Annotated in this window: 13 protein-coding genes and 1 tRNA gene; 6 read left to right on the plus strand and 8 right to left on the minus strand. The window is 67.9% G+C overall.

Features of this window, described 5'->3' with window-relative positions:
- Nucleotides 1-46: 46 nt before the first annotated feature.
- Nucleotides 47-226 carry a hypothetical protein gene (locus H0523_RS01260; protein ID WP_054433436.1) on the minus strand — a complete coding sequence of 60 codons (180 nt, stop codon included), beginning with the start codon at nt 224-226 and terminating at the stop codon, nt 47-49.
- 337 nt (nt 227-563) lie between these two features.
- Here H0523_RS01260 and H0523_RS01265 point away from each other — a divergent pair.
- A tRNA-Leu gene (locus H0523_RS01265) sits at nt 564-648 on the plus strand.
- Between the two features lie 212 nt (nt 649-860).
- Complete coding sequence (locus tag H0523_RS01270) at nt 861-2,957, plus strand: PhoX family protein (protein WP_054433435.1); 2,097 nt, start codon at nt 861-863, stop codon at nt 2,955-2,957.
- Between the two features lie 141 nt (nt 2,958-3,098).
- On the opposite strand, the gene H0523_RS01275 is transcribed toward H0523_RS01270, so the two are convergent.
- On the minus strand, nt 3,099-3,404 hold the full coding sequence (locus H0523_RS01275; RefSeq protein ID WP_054433434.1) for a hypothetical protein: 306 nt from the start codon (nt 3,402-3,404) through the stop codon (nt 3,099-3,101).
- Nucleotides 3,405-3,814: 410 nt separating this feature from the next.
- On the opposite strand from H0523_RS01275, the gene H0523_RS01280 reads away from it, so the two are divergent.
- The gene (locus tag H0523_RS01280; RefSeq protein ID WP_241065441.1) at nt 3,815-5,404 is read left to right on the plus strand and encodes a methyl-accepting chemotaxis protein; all 1,590 of its coding nucleotides are present in this window, start codon (nt 3,815-3,817) and stop codon (nt 5,402-5,404) included.
- Nucleotides 5,405-5,440: 36 nt separating this feature from the next.
- On the opposite strand, the gene H0523_RS01285 is transcribed toward H0523_RS01280, so the two are convergent.
- Together H0523_RS01285 and H0523_RS01290 are read right to left on the minus strand one after the other, a co-directional pair.
- Complete coding sequence (locus tag H0523_RS01285) at nt 5,441-6,256, minus strand: aminotransferase class IV family protein (protein ID WP_054433432.1); 816 nt, start codon at nt 6,254-6,256, stop codon at nt 5,441-5,443.
- Nucleotides 6,257-6,389: 133 nt separating this feature from the next.
- Nucleotides 6,390-6,596 carry a hypothetical protein gene (locus H0523_RS01290; RefSeq protein ID WP_156350395.1) on the minus strand — a complete coding sequence of 69 codons (207 nt, stop codon included), beginning with the start codon at nt 6,594-6,596 and terminating at the stop codon, nt 6,390-6,392.
- Nucleotides 6,597-6,635: 39 nt separating this feature from the next.
- Here H0523_RS01290 and H0523_RS01295 point away from each other — a divergent pair, with 39 nt between their 5' ends.
- Nucleotides 6,636-7,235 (plus strand): nitroreductase family protein, encoded by a 600-nt coding sequence (locus H0523_RS01295; RefSeq protein ID WP_054433431.1) that lies wholly within the window; start codon nt 6,636-6,638, stop codon nt 7,233-7,235.
- Between the two features lie 207 nt (nt 7,236-7,442).
- On the plus strand, nt 7,443-8,057 hold the full coding sequence (locus H0523_RS01300; protein ID WP_054433430.1) for a hypothetical protein: 615 nt from the start codon (nt 7,443-7,445) through the stop codon (nt 8,055-8,057).
- A 5-nt stretch (nt 8,058-8,062) separates the two neighbouring features.
- Here H0523_RS01300 and H0523_RS01305 read toward each other — a convergent pair whose 3' ends face one another.
- Together H0523_RS01305 and H0523_RS01310 are read right to left on the minus strand one after the other, a co-directional pair.
- Nucleotides 8,063-8,995 carry a hypothetical protein gene (locus H0523_RS01305; protein ID WP_054433429.1) on the minus strand — a complete coding sequence of 311 codons (933 nt, stop codon included), beginning with the start codon at nt 8,993-8,995 and terminating at the stop codon, nt 8,063-8,065.
- A gap of 79 nt (nt 8,996-9,074) precedes the next feature.
- A complete protein-coding gene (locus tag H0523_RS01310) occupies nt 9,075-9,845 on the minus strand; it encodes an extracellular solute-binding protein (RefSeq protein ID WP_054433428.1) in 771 nt (256 codons plus the stop codon).
- A gap of 566 nt (nt 9,846-10,411) precedes the next feature.
- On the opposite strand from H0523_RS01310, the gene H0523_RS01315 reads away from it, so the two are divergent.
- Complete coding sequence (locus H0523_RS01315) at nt 10,412-11,137, plus strand: META and DUF4377 domain-containing protein (RefSeq protein ID WP_054433427.1); 726 nt, start codon at nt 10,412-10,414, stop codon at nt 11,135-11,137.
- A 30-nt stretch (nt 11,138-11,167) separates the two neighbouring features.
- On the opposite strand, the gene H0523_RS01320 is transcribed toward H0523_RS01315, so the two are convergent.
- Both H0523_RS01320 and H0523_RS01325 read right to left on the minus strand, forming a co-directional pair.
- Nucleotides 11,168-11,899 carry a TehB-like domain-containing protein gene (locus tag H0523_RS01320; protein WP_054433426.1) on the minus strand — a complete coding sequence of 244 codons (732 nt, stop codon included), beginning with the start codon at nt 11,897-11,899 and terminating at the stop codon, nt 11,168-11,170.
- Nucleotides 11,900-12,028: 129 nt separating this feature from the next.
- On the minus strand, nt 12,029-12,748 hold the full coding sequence (locus tag H0523_RS01325) for a Crp/Fnr family transcriptional regulator (protein WP_054433425.1): 720 nt from the start codon (nt 12,746-12,748) through the stop codon (nt 12,029-12,031).
- Between the last annotated feature and the right edge of the window lie 12 nt (nt 12,749-12,760).

The raw sequence follows: 12,760 nt of genomic DNA on the forward strand, positions 1-12,760 counted from the left end.
TATGGCGTTCCGCCTTGGAACGCCGAGGGTCTTGCGGGAGATGCGCTCAGGCGCCCGGCAGCATGTGGCGCGCCGAGATGGCGAGGATGCGCTCGGCGGATTCGCGCAGCTGGCGCGCTTCGCGGTAGGCCCGCAGGGACACGACGGCATCGTAGCGGCGTGAGCTGCGCGGGCCGGCGAGCAGCGTGGGACGGCGGGTCAGGATCGGGGATATCAGACGTTGCATGGTGGAGCCTTTCTACGGGCCTGAGGCCCTGTTGTGTATGGCTGGCATCGTAAGCCGGCCGGGCATGCGCGCCAACGAATTCCCTTTCATATGAATATCCGGGAGGAATTCCCCGGGCATGGCCCGGGTGTGCGCGCGGCGAAGCCAGTATTGCCGACCGACATGACAGATTGATGCCAGGCGCGGAGCGGCTTGTAAGGGCTTGTTGCCCGGGCGGGGACCGCGTGCCCGGCAGCGGCGGGGTGACCGGCGTGCCGGGACGAATTGACGCGAAACGGCAATTGCGTGATAGAATGTTCGACTTTCCAGGAAAGCACTGCTTTTCTGGGTGAAGTTAGCCGACGTGGTGAAATTGGTAGACACGCTATCTTGAGGGGGTAGTGGCGAAAGCTGTGCGAGTTCGAGTCTCGCCGTCGGCACCAAGGATTCCTCGTAAAAGGCCCGCTGAAACGCAAGTTTCAGCGGGCCTTTTACTTTTGCAGCGCGCTCTCGCTGCCTAGGGCGGAACGATTTCCACGTCCGCATCAAACCTTTCATTTATCTGTTATTGCGCCGTCATCTTTGACAGCGATCATGCCGGCAGGCTGGGTCGCGGGTGAGCCAGTCGATAACAGCGACATTGACAGGAAAACTGATGAGTTCTTCGGACCAGGACGATATCCCGTCCAACCCCTCCACGGCACCGCATTTCAACGAAGTGGTACGACGCGCCGTGTCGCGGCGCGGCTTTCTCAAGGCCGGCCTGGGCGCCGGCGCCGTCGGTTTCATGGGCGCGGGCCTGACGGCCTGTGGCGGCGATGACGACGATGATTCGTCCAATGGCAACCCTGGCAACCCGGGCGGCGAGACGCCCGCCAAGCCGGTGGAGCTCAATTTCAAGGCCGTGCCCATCAGCACCGCCGACACCGTGGTGGTCCCCGAGGGCTACCAGTTCGCCGTGATCAGCCGCTGGGGCGATCCGCTCTTCACCGGCGCGCCGGCATTCAAGGCCGACGCCAGCAACGGCGGCGACGACCAGGCCCGCCAGCTGGGCTACAACCACGACGGCCTGCACTTCTTCCCGATCGACGGCAGCGACAGCGTCAACGGCAGCAGCGTGGAAGGCCTGATGGTCACCAACCACGAATACACCACGCCGGAATACTTCTACCCCGTCGGCGTGCAGCCCGGCAACGCGCAGTGGAACCTGGACTGGGTGCGCAAGTCGCAGCACGCGCACGGCGTGTCGGTGCGCCACCTGCGCCTGGCCAACGGCAAGTGGGAAGCGGTGCTGGATTCGCCGTTCAACCGCAGCGTCAACGCCAACGTCGCCATGCAGCTGGTCGGCCCGGCCGCGGGCAACCGCCTGGTGCGCACCAACGCCGACCCGTCGGGCACGCGCTGCTTCGGCACCTTCGGCAACTGCGGCAACGGCTACACGCTGTGGAACACGTACCTGACTTGCGAAGAGAACTTCACCGACTACTTCGGCGTCGGCACGGCCGACCCGGCCACGGTGAACTACCCCGACGCCGAATACCAGGCGCACATGGAGCGCTACAAGGGCTCGGGCAAGACCTCCAGCAGCTCGTACCGCTGGGACCACTACGACAATCGCTTCAACTGGGCGCAGGAGCCCAATGAATACAACCGTTGCGGCTGGGTGGTGGAAATCGATCCGTTCGATCCGAACTCCACGCCCAAGAAGCTGACCGCGCTGGGCCGCTTCAAGCACGAGAACGCCGCGATGACGCTCGCCGACGACAAGCGCGTGGTGGTCTACATGGGCGACGACCAGGTCAGCGAATACATCTACAAGTTCGTGTCCGACGGCAAGTACGACCCGGCCCGCCCGGCGCTGAACCGCCTGTTGCTGGACAAGGGCACGCTGTACGTCGCGCGCTTCCTGGACGGCGCGGCGCAGGGCGACGCCATGGGCGTGGGCGAGTGGATTCCTCTGAAGCTCGACACCCCGGCGCAGGCCGGCGGCACGCTGGGCGCGCTGTTCAACCAGGACATGGGCGAACTGCTGGTCAAGACGCGCCAGGCCGCCGACGCCGTGGGCGCGACGCCGATGGACCGGCCCGAGTGGATCACCACCCATCCGACCACCCGCGAAGCCTACGTCACGCTGACCAACAACAGCTCGCGCGGCAGCGGCAGCGCGCGCTATCCGGGCGGCCCCAACCACCCGGGCGCCAATGACGCCAACCCCCGCACCGGCAACCAGTACGGCCAGATCGTGCGCTGGCGCGAGAAGAACGGCGACCCGGCGTCGCTGACCTTCGAGTGGGACATCTTCGTGCTGGCCGGCAACCCGACGCTGTACCCGCGCACCGACCTGCGCAGCGGCTCGGCCAACGTCACCGCCGACAACACCTTCAACAGCCCCGACGGCCTGGCCTTCGACAAGCGCGGCCTGCTGTGGATCGAGACGGACGGCAACTACTCCAACACCGGCGTCTACGCCGGCCAGGGCAACAACCAGATGCTGGTGGCCAACCCGGCCACCAAGGAGATCCGCCGCTTCATGACCGGCCCGGTCGGTTGCGAAGTGACCGGCCTGACCTGGACGCCCGACCAGAAGTACCTGTTCATCAACATCCAGCACCCGGGCGAAGGCCCGAGCGTGACGGATGCGCAGAATAACCCGCTGATGGCCTCGAAGTGGCCCGACGACGCCAGCGCCAGCCGGCCGCGTCCGGCCACGGTGGTGATTTGGAAGCAGGACGGCACGGCCGTCGGCAGCTGAAGCCGCGAGCGCGGCCGCGGACCTGTCCCGTGGCCGCCGGCATGCCTGATGATGTATCGGCCGGCGCCTTGTGCGCCGGCTTTTTCTTGCGCGGGCGTCTTGTCCGCCGATGGGGGACGACCGCGCGAGCGCGGGCCGCCGCTATCGCAGATGGTGGCCGAAGGCGATGGCCGCCACCACGAAGGTGATGGCGCCCGCCGCCGCCAGCCAGTTGGCGCGCCTGGCCGCCAGGGCATCGCGCCGCGCCATGCCGATCAGCGCCGCCACCAGCGACCACAGCGCCGTGAACGCCAGCAGGGTCAGCGTGTAGACGAAGTTCGAAAGATCGTAGCCGCCGCCGCCGATGGACCGATAGCCGGGGCTTTTGGGCCAGAGCAGGGCGACATGCCAGCCCGCGATCACGACGAACACGGCAAGCCAGATCAGGAATCGTCGGTCTTTCAGCATCGATGGGATCTCCGGGTTGGCACGCGCCTAGTCTGACACCGATGCGCCGGCGCCGAAACCGGCGGTTTGCCGGCATCGCGGCATTACCGCATTACCGCATTACGGCGTCGCGGCATCACGGCATGACAGCATCACGGCGCCAGTCGCGACCAGTCCGCGGTGCCGGCCGACGGAATATCCATGCCCGTCCCATCGTCCACCCTGCACGCGCGCCGCGGATCACTGCGGCGTTCACGCCATGGACTAGGGTATTTTTTGTAATCATAGTTATATATAATTAATAATACGTATTTAATAGTTTTAATAAATTCACCAGATAGGCATTCCCGGCCAGGCCGGTTGCCGCAGGAGGTTTCATGCAGGATTCCCATTCCCCCTCACGCTCCCTGCGCAGCACGGGCGGTTTGATCATGCTCGGGTTCACCGTCGTCCTTTGCCTGATGGTGCTGCTGACCGTGGTCGGCATCACCCAGGTGAACCGGATGAATGGCGCGCTCAGCGCCATCAACGACGTCCATGGCGTCAAGCAGCGCTACGCCATCACCTTCCGCGGCAGCGTCCACGACCGTTCGATCGCGCTGCGCGACGCGGTGCTGGCCAATCCCGGCGAGCTGCGCGCGCTGGCGGCCGACATTGAGCGCCTGAAGCGGCAATACGATGAGGCCGCCGTGCCGATGGATGCCCTGTTCGTCCAGGGCGCCGAGGTGTCGGACCAGGAACGCGAGACGCTGGCCGGCATCAAGGATGTCGAGACACGCACGCTGCCCGTGGTGCAGCGCCTGCTGGCGGCGCTGGAACGGGGTGACGCGGCGCAGGCGCGGCCCTTGCTGGATCAGGCGCGGCCGCTGTTCGTGCAGTGGCTGGCCGCCATCAACCGCATGATCGACCTGGAAGAGCGCCTGATGAAGGACCAGAGCGACATGGCGCGCCGCGTGGGGATCGACTTCCAGCAGCTGATGCTGGCCTTGACCGGCGCCGCGATCCTGCTGGGCGCGGGCCTGGCCTGGCTGATCGCCCGCCGCATCACCCGCGCGCTGGGCGCCGAACCGGCCGCGCTCAAGCGCATCGCGCAATCGGTCAGCGCCGGCGACCTGGCCAGCCCGATCGCGGTCAAGCCGGGGGACGAGAGCAGCATCCTGGCGACGCTGGCGGGCATGCAGCGCAACCTGGCCTCGGTGGTGGGCGGCGTGCGCCAGCATGCCGACGCGGTGTCGGTGGTGAGCGTGCAACTGGCCGAGGGCAATGCCGATCTGTCGGCCCGCACCAGCGACGAGGCCCGCGCCCTGCGCCAGACGGCCGACTCGATGGAAGAGCTCACCGGCGCGGTCAAGCGCAATGCGCACGACGCGCAGGAGGCCGGCGTCATGGCGGGCCAGGCCATGGACGCGGCGCGCCAGGGCAGCCAGACCATGCATGCGGTGGTCGATACCATGGAACACCTGTCGAAGGCGTCGGCGCAGATCTCCGAGATCACGTCGGTGATCGAGGGCATCGCCTTCCAGACCAACATCCTGGCGTTGAACGCCGCGGTCGAGGCGGCGCGCGCGGGCGAGCAGGGCAAGGGCTTCGCCGTGGTCGCCAGCGAAGTGCGCTCGCTGGCGCAGCGCTCGGCCACCGCGGCCAAGGAGATCAACACGCTGATCAGCCAGTCGGCCGAGACGGTGCGCCAGGGCGTCGAGCGCGTCGGCGCCGCGGGCGAGACCATGGACCTGATCCTGGACTCGATCACCCAGACCACCGCGACCATGCACGGCATCGTGCAGGCCTCGGTCGAGCAGACCGGGCGCATCGAGCACGTGGCGCGGGTCATCGCGCAGCTGGACGAGGATACGCAGAAGAACGCGCAACGCGTCGAGGAAGCGTCGGCCGGGGCCGAGGCGCTGCGCGAGCAGGCCGCGGACCTGCGGCAGGCGGTTTCCGCGTTCCGCGTGGGCGGCGCGGGGGCAAGGGCGGATGTGCGCATCGCGCCCGCGGGCAATGGGCTGCTGCTGCCGGCCTGATCGCGTCGCGGCCGCCGGGGCGGGCGGCCGGGCGCGCTACACGGCGGCCAGCGGTTCCGCCTGGTAGGCGCGGTGCAGCCGCTCGATGAAGGCGTCCGCCGGGGGCAGGGCGATGCCGGCGACCCGGCTGACCGCGATGCCCGGCGTCCAGGAATTCATGACCGCCGCGCCTTGCAGCCCGGCGACGTCGGCGGGCGCGATGGGGCGGGTCCGCTGCGGCACGCCCATCCGCGCCAGCTGCCGCTGCACGATGCCCATGGTGGTGCCGACCAGCATCTCCGCCTCGGGCCACACCACCGCTTCGCCATCCCAGAACGCCAGGTTCCAGATCGAGGCCTCGCTCAGGCGGCCCTGGCGGTCGACGAACGCGACGTCGTCGTAGCCGTCCTCGGCGGCCTGCCGCAGGTAATAGGTCTTGGCGGCCTCGCCCACGTGCTTGATCGACGGCACCAGGCGCTCGTGCGAGACGGTGGCCAGCGCCAGCGGGCCGGCCGGACCATTGGCGGGCGGACCGGTGCGCACCAGCACTCGCGGCCGCGCGTCCGGGCCGGCCACGGTGAATTCGCCGGCGGGGGAATAGAGGGTGGCGGTCAATGACTGGTCGGCCGGTCCGGCCTGGATCGCCGCGCGCAGGCGGGCGCGGATCTCGTCGTCCGGCAAGGCCTGGCCGAATAGCGTCTGCGAGGCGGCGCGCAGCCGTCCCAGGTGCAGGTCCAGGCCGCGCACCTGGCGCCCGCGCACCTGCATCGCCGTGAAATGGGCGTAGCCGGCGAAGGCCAGCGGCGCCAGGTCGGCGCCGCTGGCGGGCTGGCCATCGAGTTGAACGACAAAGGAATCGGCAGGTGCCGGCATGGGAAATCTCCAGAAATGTCCGCGTTGCCGCGGACGGCCGGGCGGGGGGATGGTGTGGCGGGAGCGAGGCGTCAAGCCTGTCCGGTTGTGGCTACTATCCCCGAGCGCGAGCGGCCTGGGAAACGAATGATTTTCAACCGATCTTCAAGCGGAACTTGAAGATCGGCATGCCGGCGGCGGAGTTGCCGCCCCGCGACGCATGCCGGTTCGAATCGGTGCGCCGTTCCGCCCATCGAGCGTCATTCGCTACAAAACTGGAACAGTTTGTTCCGGGAAAAAGCGCCGTTTTATGGCTCGGAAAGGTGGCCGCTCGCGGCCTCGGCCAGTAGAATTTGCTCACTCGTTACCCCTCTATCTACCAGTCGAAAGGCATATCCTCATGAGCAACGCATACCTCGACGCACTGAAGAAGCGCCGTACGCAATATTCGCTGGGCCGCAACCTGTCCGCCTCGAAAGAGGAACTGGCGTCCCTGATCCAGGAAGCGATCAAGCACAGCCCCTCGTCGTTCAATTCGCAGAGCTCGCGCGCCGTGGTCCTGTTTGGCGCCGAAAGCGACAAGCTGTGGAACCTGGCCATCGAGGAAGTGCGCAAGGTCGCCCCGGCCGAAGGCTTCGACAAGACCGAAGCCAAGCTCAAGAGCTTTGCCGCCGGCGTCGGCACCGTGCTGTTCTTCGAAGACCAGGACGTGGTGCGCAGCCTGCAGGAGAAATTCGCGCTGTACGCCGACAACTTCCCCGTGTGGTCGGAACAGGCGGGCGGCATGGCCCAGCTGTCGGTCTGGACCGCGCTGGCCAACGCCGGCGTGGGCGCCAGCCTGCAGCACTACAACCCGCTGATCGACGGCGCCGTGGCGCGTGAATGGAACATCCCGGCCAGCTGGAAGCTGCGCGCGCAGATGCCGTTCGGCTCGAACGAAAACGGCTTTGGCGAAAAGGGCTTCATGGACGACGCCGAACGCTTCCGCGTGATCGGCTGATCCGGCGGGCGCCAGGCGCGCCCGGCTTCGGACCGCAACACCCGCACATCCCGCCCACGGGATCTGCGGGTTTTTTCATGCCACGCGCCCGTCCGGCAGAGATCGGGAAAACCCGCGGGCCCCGCGGACGCGCCAGCGGGCAGGGGCCGGCCGGGACAGCGGGCAGGCATAATCCGAGGTTTTGTCCGTATCCAGAAAGGCCCTGCCGTGACCGACGCCGTACCCATCAGCCAAGCCGACTACGACCTGCCCCTCGAGACGCTGGAGGCCCATCTGCTGGCGCAACGCCAGCGCGCCGCCGACGTGGTCAACGCGGCCACGCGCACCTGGACCTGGATCCGCCATGGGTCGTTCCTGGCGTCGATCGTCATCGTCGGCATCGAGAAGCTGACCACCGGCAAAGTGGGCGCCCACACCGCGGTCTTCGCCAGCGTGATGCTGCTGATGGCGCTGAGCTTCATCGCCGCCGCCAAGACCCGCCGCATCATCAAGGGCCTGGGCAACGGCCAGCCGACGCCGAAGTGGGTGCTCAAGCGCATGATCCGCAAGACCATTTTCAAGGGCGCGGCGAGCCTGAAGGGAGCGGCGCGCTTTTATGCGGACCGCTTCGTGCTGGACCAGAATGGCAGCCATTTCGAGTCCGCCTACGAAAACGACAAAATCGAATTGATCGCGCTGACGCCCGATTATCTGCAGATCATTCCGGTGCAGCGCCAGGACGTGCCGGACGAGGTGTATTTCATTCCGCTGGCGCAGGTCAGTCAGCCCGAGGAATTGCTGAAGTTCCTGGGCGGAAAACCGAATTATGTGGATGCGGCCTGAGCCGCCTATTCGTAGGCCTGCCTGTCCGCCGACCACTTGAACGTGCGCTTCCATTTGCCGCCTTGCTGGCGCAGCTGGAGGTCGAAATAGCCGCCGGTCTTGCCCGACAGGATCACCAGGGAATTGCTGGCGTCGGATTCGTCATGCTCGCGCGTGCCGTCGGGATTCCAGTCGCCGGCGATGGTCTTGACGAACGACATGGGCCGGGCGAACGCGACGCGCAGCGTCGCGCCGTCGATGCGGAACAGATACAGGGCCTCGAAGTCGGCGCCGCCGCCCGCGTAGCCTTCGCTCCAGCCGGCGCGCAGGCCGAACGCGGTGCTGTCCGGCGCGATCTTGTAGGGCGCCAGGTCGAATCGTTTCCAGCTTGCCGGGGCGGACAACATGGGGGCGCCGGCGTCCTGCATCGCCAGGTCGATGGGCGGGTCGATATTGGTGTCGCTCCAGTCGGTCGGCGTGGTCACAGGAGATTCGGTGCGCGCCACCAGCCTGGGCGCGGCGCCGGGCGCCGTGTCGAAGACGCCGACCCAGACGTCGGTCCGGTCTTCGTCTTGCGACAGGCTGTTGCAGTCGCCGCCGCCGTACTGTTTGAGCCGTTCCGCGCGCTCGGCGCTGGCCGCCAGGCACACCAGCGCCACGTAGGCGCCGGGGCGCTGCGGCCAGGCCTTGGCGCCGGCCACCAGCAGGCGCTTGGGGTTCTGGCCGGGCGCCAGCTGCCGCAGCAGGAAATCGCTGCTGAAGCCGGCCGGCAACTGCGTGCCCAGGCCATCGGGCCGGGGCGCGCCGCTCATCTGGCTGTCGTACATCTTGCGGGCGTCCTGGGTCTTGATGGCGCCGGGAACCTGGTCCAGCGATTGCACCCGGGTATCGGCCAGGGCGGCCGGCGCGTGCAGGGCGAGGACCAGCGGGCAAAGCAGCAAAGCGGCGCGGATACGCATCGGCGTGGCCTGGCGATGAACCAGGCGGTAGTGGAGTTGCCCGATTATCGCTGAACGCCGCTGACGCGCGCCCGTCGCGTCAGTCCGTCTTCCAGCCCCACTTCTTGAAGATCGCGCGGCCCTCGGCCGAGCCCAGGTAGTCGATAAAGGCCTGCGCCTGCGGATTGGATTTGCCGTGCCGGGTCACCACCGCGCCCGCGTCGCGGTAGATGCGGTAGGGCTCTTCCACCGCCACCACGTCGGCCAGCGTCGGGTTGGAGACCTGCCAGATGTTCCAGATCAGCCATGCGTCGATGCTCTTGTCCTCGGTCCATTGACTGCGCGCCTGCGCGCTGTTGCCGGCCTCGGGCAGCACCAGGTTGGCGCGGAACGCGCGCACGGTCTCGATGTCGCCGAGGCGGCCGGCCACGTCTTCCCACAGGCCGGTCTGGCCGGCGCCGGACACCGCCATGACCTTGACGCCGGGCTTGAGCAGGTCCTTGAAGCCCTGGATGCCCTTGGGGTTGCCCGGCCGCACCAGGATCGCGGACGGTCGCAGGTAGAGGGTGCGCGCATCGCGCAGGTCGAACACGCCGGGCAGGGTGGCGGCGAAGCCGCTCATCATGTTCTCGGCGCCGCTGAACAGCACGTCGGCGTTCTGTTTGGCCTGTTCGGCCCAGGCCGGCGTGGGGCCGGCGGTGACCTTGACCTGGATGCCGTGCTGCTTGCCGAAGGCTTCGGCGGCTTCCTTCATGGCGGGGGCGGGGCCGCCCGGGCCGTAGACGTTCAGGTCCTGCGCGGCCCAGGCGCCGTGGGCGGCCAGGGAGGCCAGCGCCAGCAGGATGCTGGCCAATCGCTTGTTCGACTTCATGCGGGAATGCTCCGGTTGTACCGGCCCGCGCCAGGACGACGCGCGGCCAGCGGATGGTGGCGGGCGGGGGCGGCGCCGCATCGGGCTGCGCGTCGCCTCGAAAGGGTGGACACGAGCGAGGGTGCGAATATTCCGCGCGGCGGGCTGGCGGTCGTCGCCATGGCGAGGACGGGCCGCCGCGATCCTTGCGCGCCGGGCATCGGCTTGCGCGTGGCCGCAATAGTGTTGCGGCGGATGTGCGAGGAAGGTGTCTGACTGTAATACCGCGGATCAGGGAAAACCCGCATGACAGTAGGCGTTCATGCTGTCATTTTCAGCGGGAAGACAGCTTGCCTGGCTGCCCGCGGCGTCGCCGGAATCGGACGTTTTGCGGCAAGATCTTGATACGTCCTGGCGTCCCGTCGGCCCTTTTCGTCCACGACGCGGACGTAGAATCCGGGTTTTCACCAGTGCCACACGCTTGATAGGAACAACCCATGAAAAAAACAATTCTCCTGGCGTCCGTCTGCGCCGCGCTGCTGCAGGCATGCGCGCCGGTTTCCTCTCCTGGCGAAGGATCATCCACCATGCCCACCACCGCGTCGTCGTCCCAGTCCGCCCTGAGCCTGCCGGCCTACTACTGGCGCCTGGCGTCCGCCACCGATGCCTCGGGCAAGGCCATTCCCGCCTTGCAGAAGGGCATCGAACAACCGCTGCGCCTGTCGTTCTCGGCCGATGGCATGAACATCCGCGGCGGCTGCAACACGCAGTTCGGCGGCTACACCTATAAGGACGGCGTGCTGCATGTCGCCAACCTTGCTTCGACGATGAAGGCGTGCGAACCCGGCCTGATGAAACTGGATGCCGAGATCGGCCAGCGCCTGAAGGGCGACCTGCGCGCCACGCTCAGCGGCGAGTCCACCGAACCGGCCCTGGAACTGGTGGCGCAGGACGGCAGCGTGCTGAAGTTCGTCGGCGAGCCGACGCCGGAAACCCTGTACGGCAGCGCCGGCGAGATCATGTTCCTGGAAGTGGCGCCCAAGCGCGCCGATTGCAGCCATCCCATGATCCCGCGCTACCAGTGCCTGATGGTGCGCGAGCGCCGCTACAACGACGCCGGCGTGCAACTGCCGCCGCAGGAAGACTGGCATCCGCTGTACCAGTCGATCGAAGGCTACGATCACCGCGACGGCGTGCGCACCGTGCTGCGCGTCAAGCGCTACGACTGGAAGAACCCGCCGGCCGACGCGCCGTCGAAGGTGTACGTGCTGGACCTGGTGGTCGAGCAGGACGCCTCGGGCAAGAAGAAGTAAGGCGGTCGCGCCCCGCGCGGGCGCGATGCGTCATGCGCCCGGCGGGTTCTCCGCCGGGCGGTCCGCGTCATCCGGCGACGCCTCGTCCGCCCGGCAGAACGCGATCTGGAAACTCCCCGGCAGTTCGAAGGCGACGTGGTGCCGCACTTGCGGCGCGATCAACACGCGCTGTCCGGCGGCCAGCACCACCTCGGTGTGCGGCGGGTCGTCCAGCGTGTAGCGCAGCACGCCGCTGTGCACGGTCAACAGTCCCCAGGTTCCCGCCTTGGTCGCATGGGTCGAGCGCAGCGCGGCCGGCAGATTCTCGGGCGTGAACATCGGGCTGTCGCGGTAGGGCCGCACGCCCGCGGGCAGGGCGTCCGGCAGGCCGGGCGCGGTTTGCCGGTGCTGCCAGACATGCCACAACTTGGCGGCGATGCGTTCGGCCATGGCATCGGCGCGTGCCTGCAGCGCCGGCGGCCCGAGTTCCGCGGTGACCTCGTGGAACAACGCCAGCCAACGCTGGAACAGCGGCCACGACAGGTCTGGAATGCGCGCATGCGCGGGAATCGGCGCGCCCTTGAAGCGGCGCGTCTCCAGCAGCAGGGCGGACCAGAAGTCACACAGCATGGACAGGTGCGCCGGCCAGTCGGTCACCCGCGCGTTGAAGATCGGCCCCAGCGCGGCATCCTGGCGCACGCGGGCGTAGAACCGGTGCACCAGGCGTTGTATGTCGTCCTCGGTGATCGGGGCGGCGGGCAGGTCGGGGGAGGTGGGCGGCATGACTGGGCAAGGAACAGGATCGCCGCATTGTCCGCCCGGGAGAGGGACGGCGCCGATGACGAATGTCATTGGCGGGCAGGGGCCGGCATCGCGGCCCGCGCGCCATTCCGGGCGCGGCGGGCGAGCCCGTCAGAATGGCCGCTTGGCCGTGGTCGCCAGTTTTTCCAGATAGGCCGGCGTGTGCAGCACCCAGTCGCGGCGCTTGCCGCTGACGTGGCCCTGGGTCTGCCAGTCGTTCAGCAGCCGGCTCAGGGTTTCGGCGCGGATGCCCAGGTGCGCGGCCAGCTGGCGCTGGTTCAGCGGCAGCGTCACCGCGTCGCCCTGGCGCTCGCGCAGTCCAATCAGATAGTTGGCCAAGCGCTCGGGCGCCGAGCTGGACGTCATCCAGTCGACCTTGTTGACCTGGTCGTACAGGTTCTTGCTCAGCCCCGCCAGTAGCGCCAGCGCCAGGTCCGGCCATTGACGGCAGGCGTCGTGCAGCCGGCGGCGGCACAGCCGCCAGCCCTGGAAGGCGGTGCGCGCGCGCGCCTGCATCGGATAGCGGCCATGCGGCATGAACATGGCGGCGTGCGCCATCAGCGTGCCCGGTTCGAACACGCGGAAGACGCGTTCGTCGCCGTTGTAGCCATAGCGCATGACCTCGGCCTGACCGTGGCCGACCAGCAGGTAGTGGCGGGCAACATCGCCTTCGCCGAACAGGATCTGCCCGGCATCGGCATGTAGCGGCACGGCGTCGCCCGCCAGGTACGCGGCAACCTCGGCGGCCGCCTGGGGCGGCAGGCCGCGCAGCAGCGGATGGCGGGAAAGCAGGTCCGCCGCGACCGGGTCGGGCAGATTGATATTTGTCATTCTGGGTCTTTC

This window comes from Achromobacter insuavis, assembly GCF_902859645.1.
Lineage (GTDB): Bacteria > Pseudomonadota > Gammaproteobacteria > Burkholderiales > Burkholderiaceae_B > Achromobacter > Achromobacter insuavis.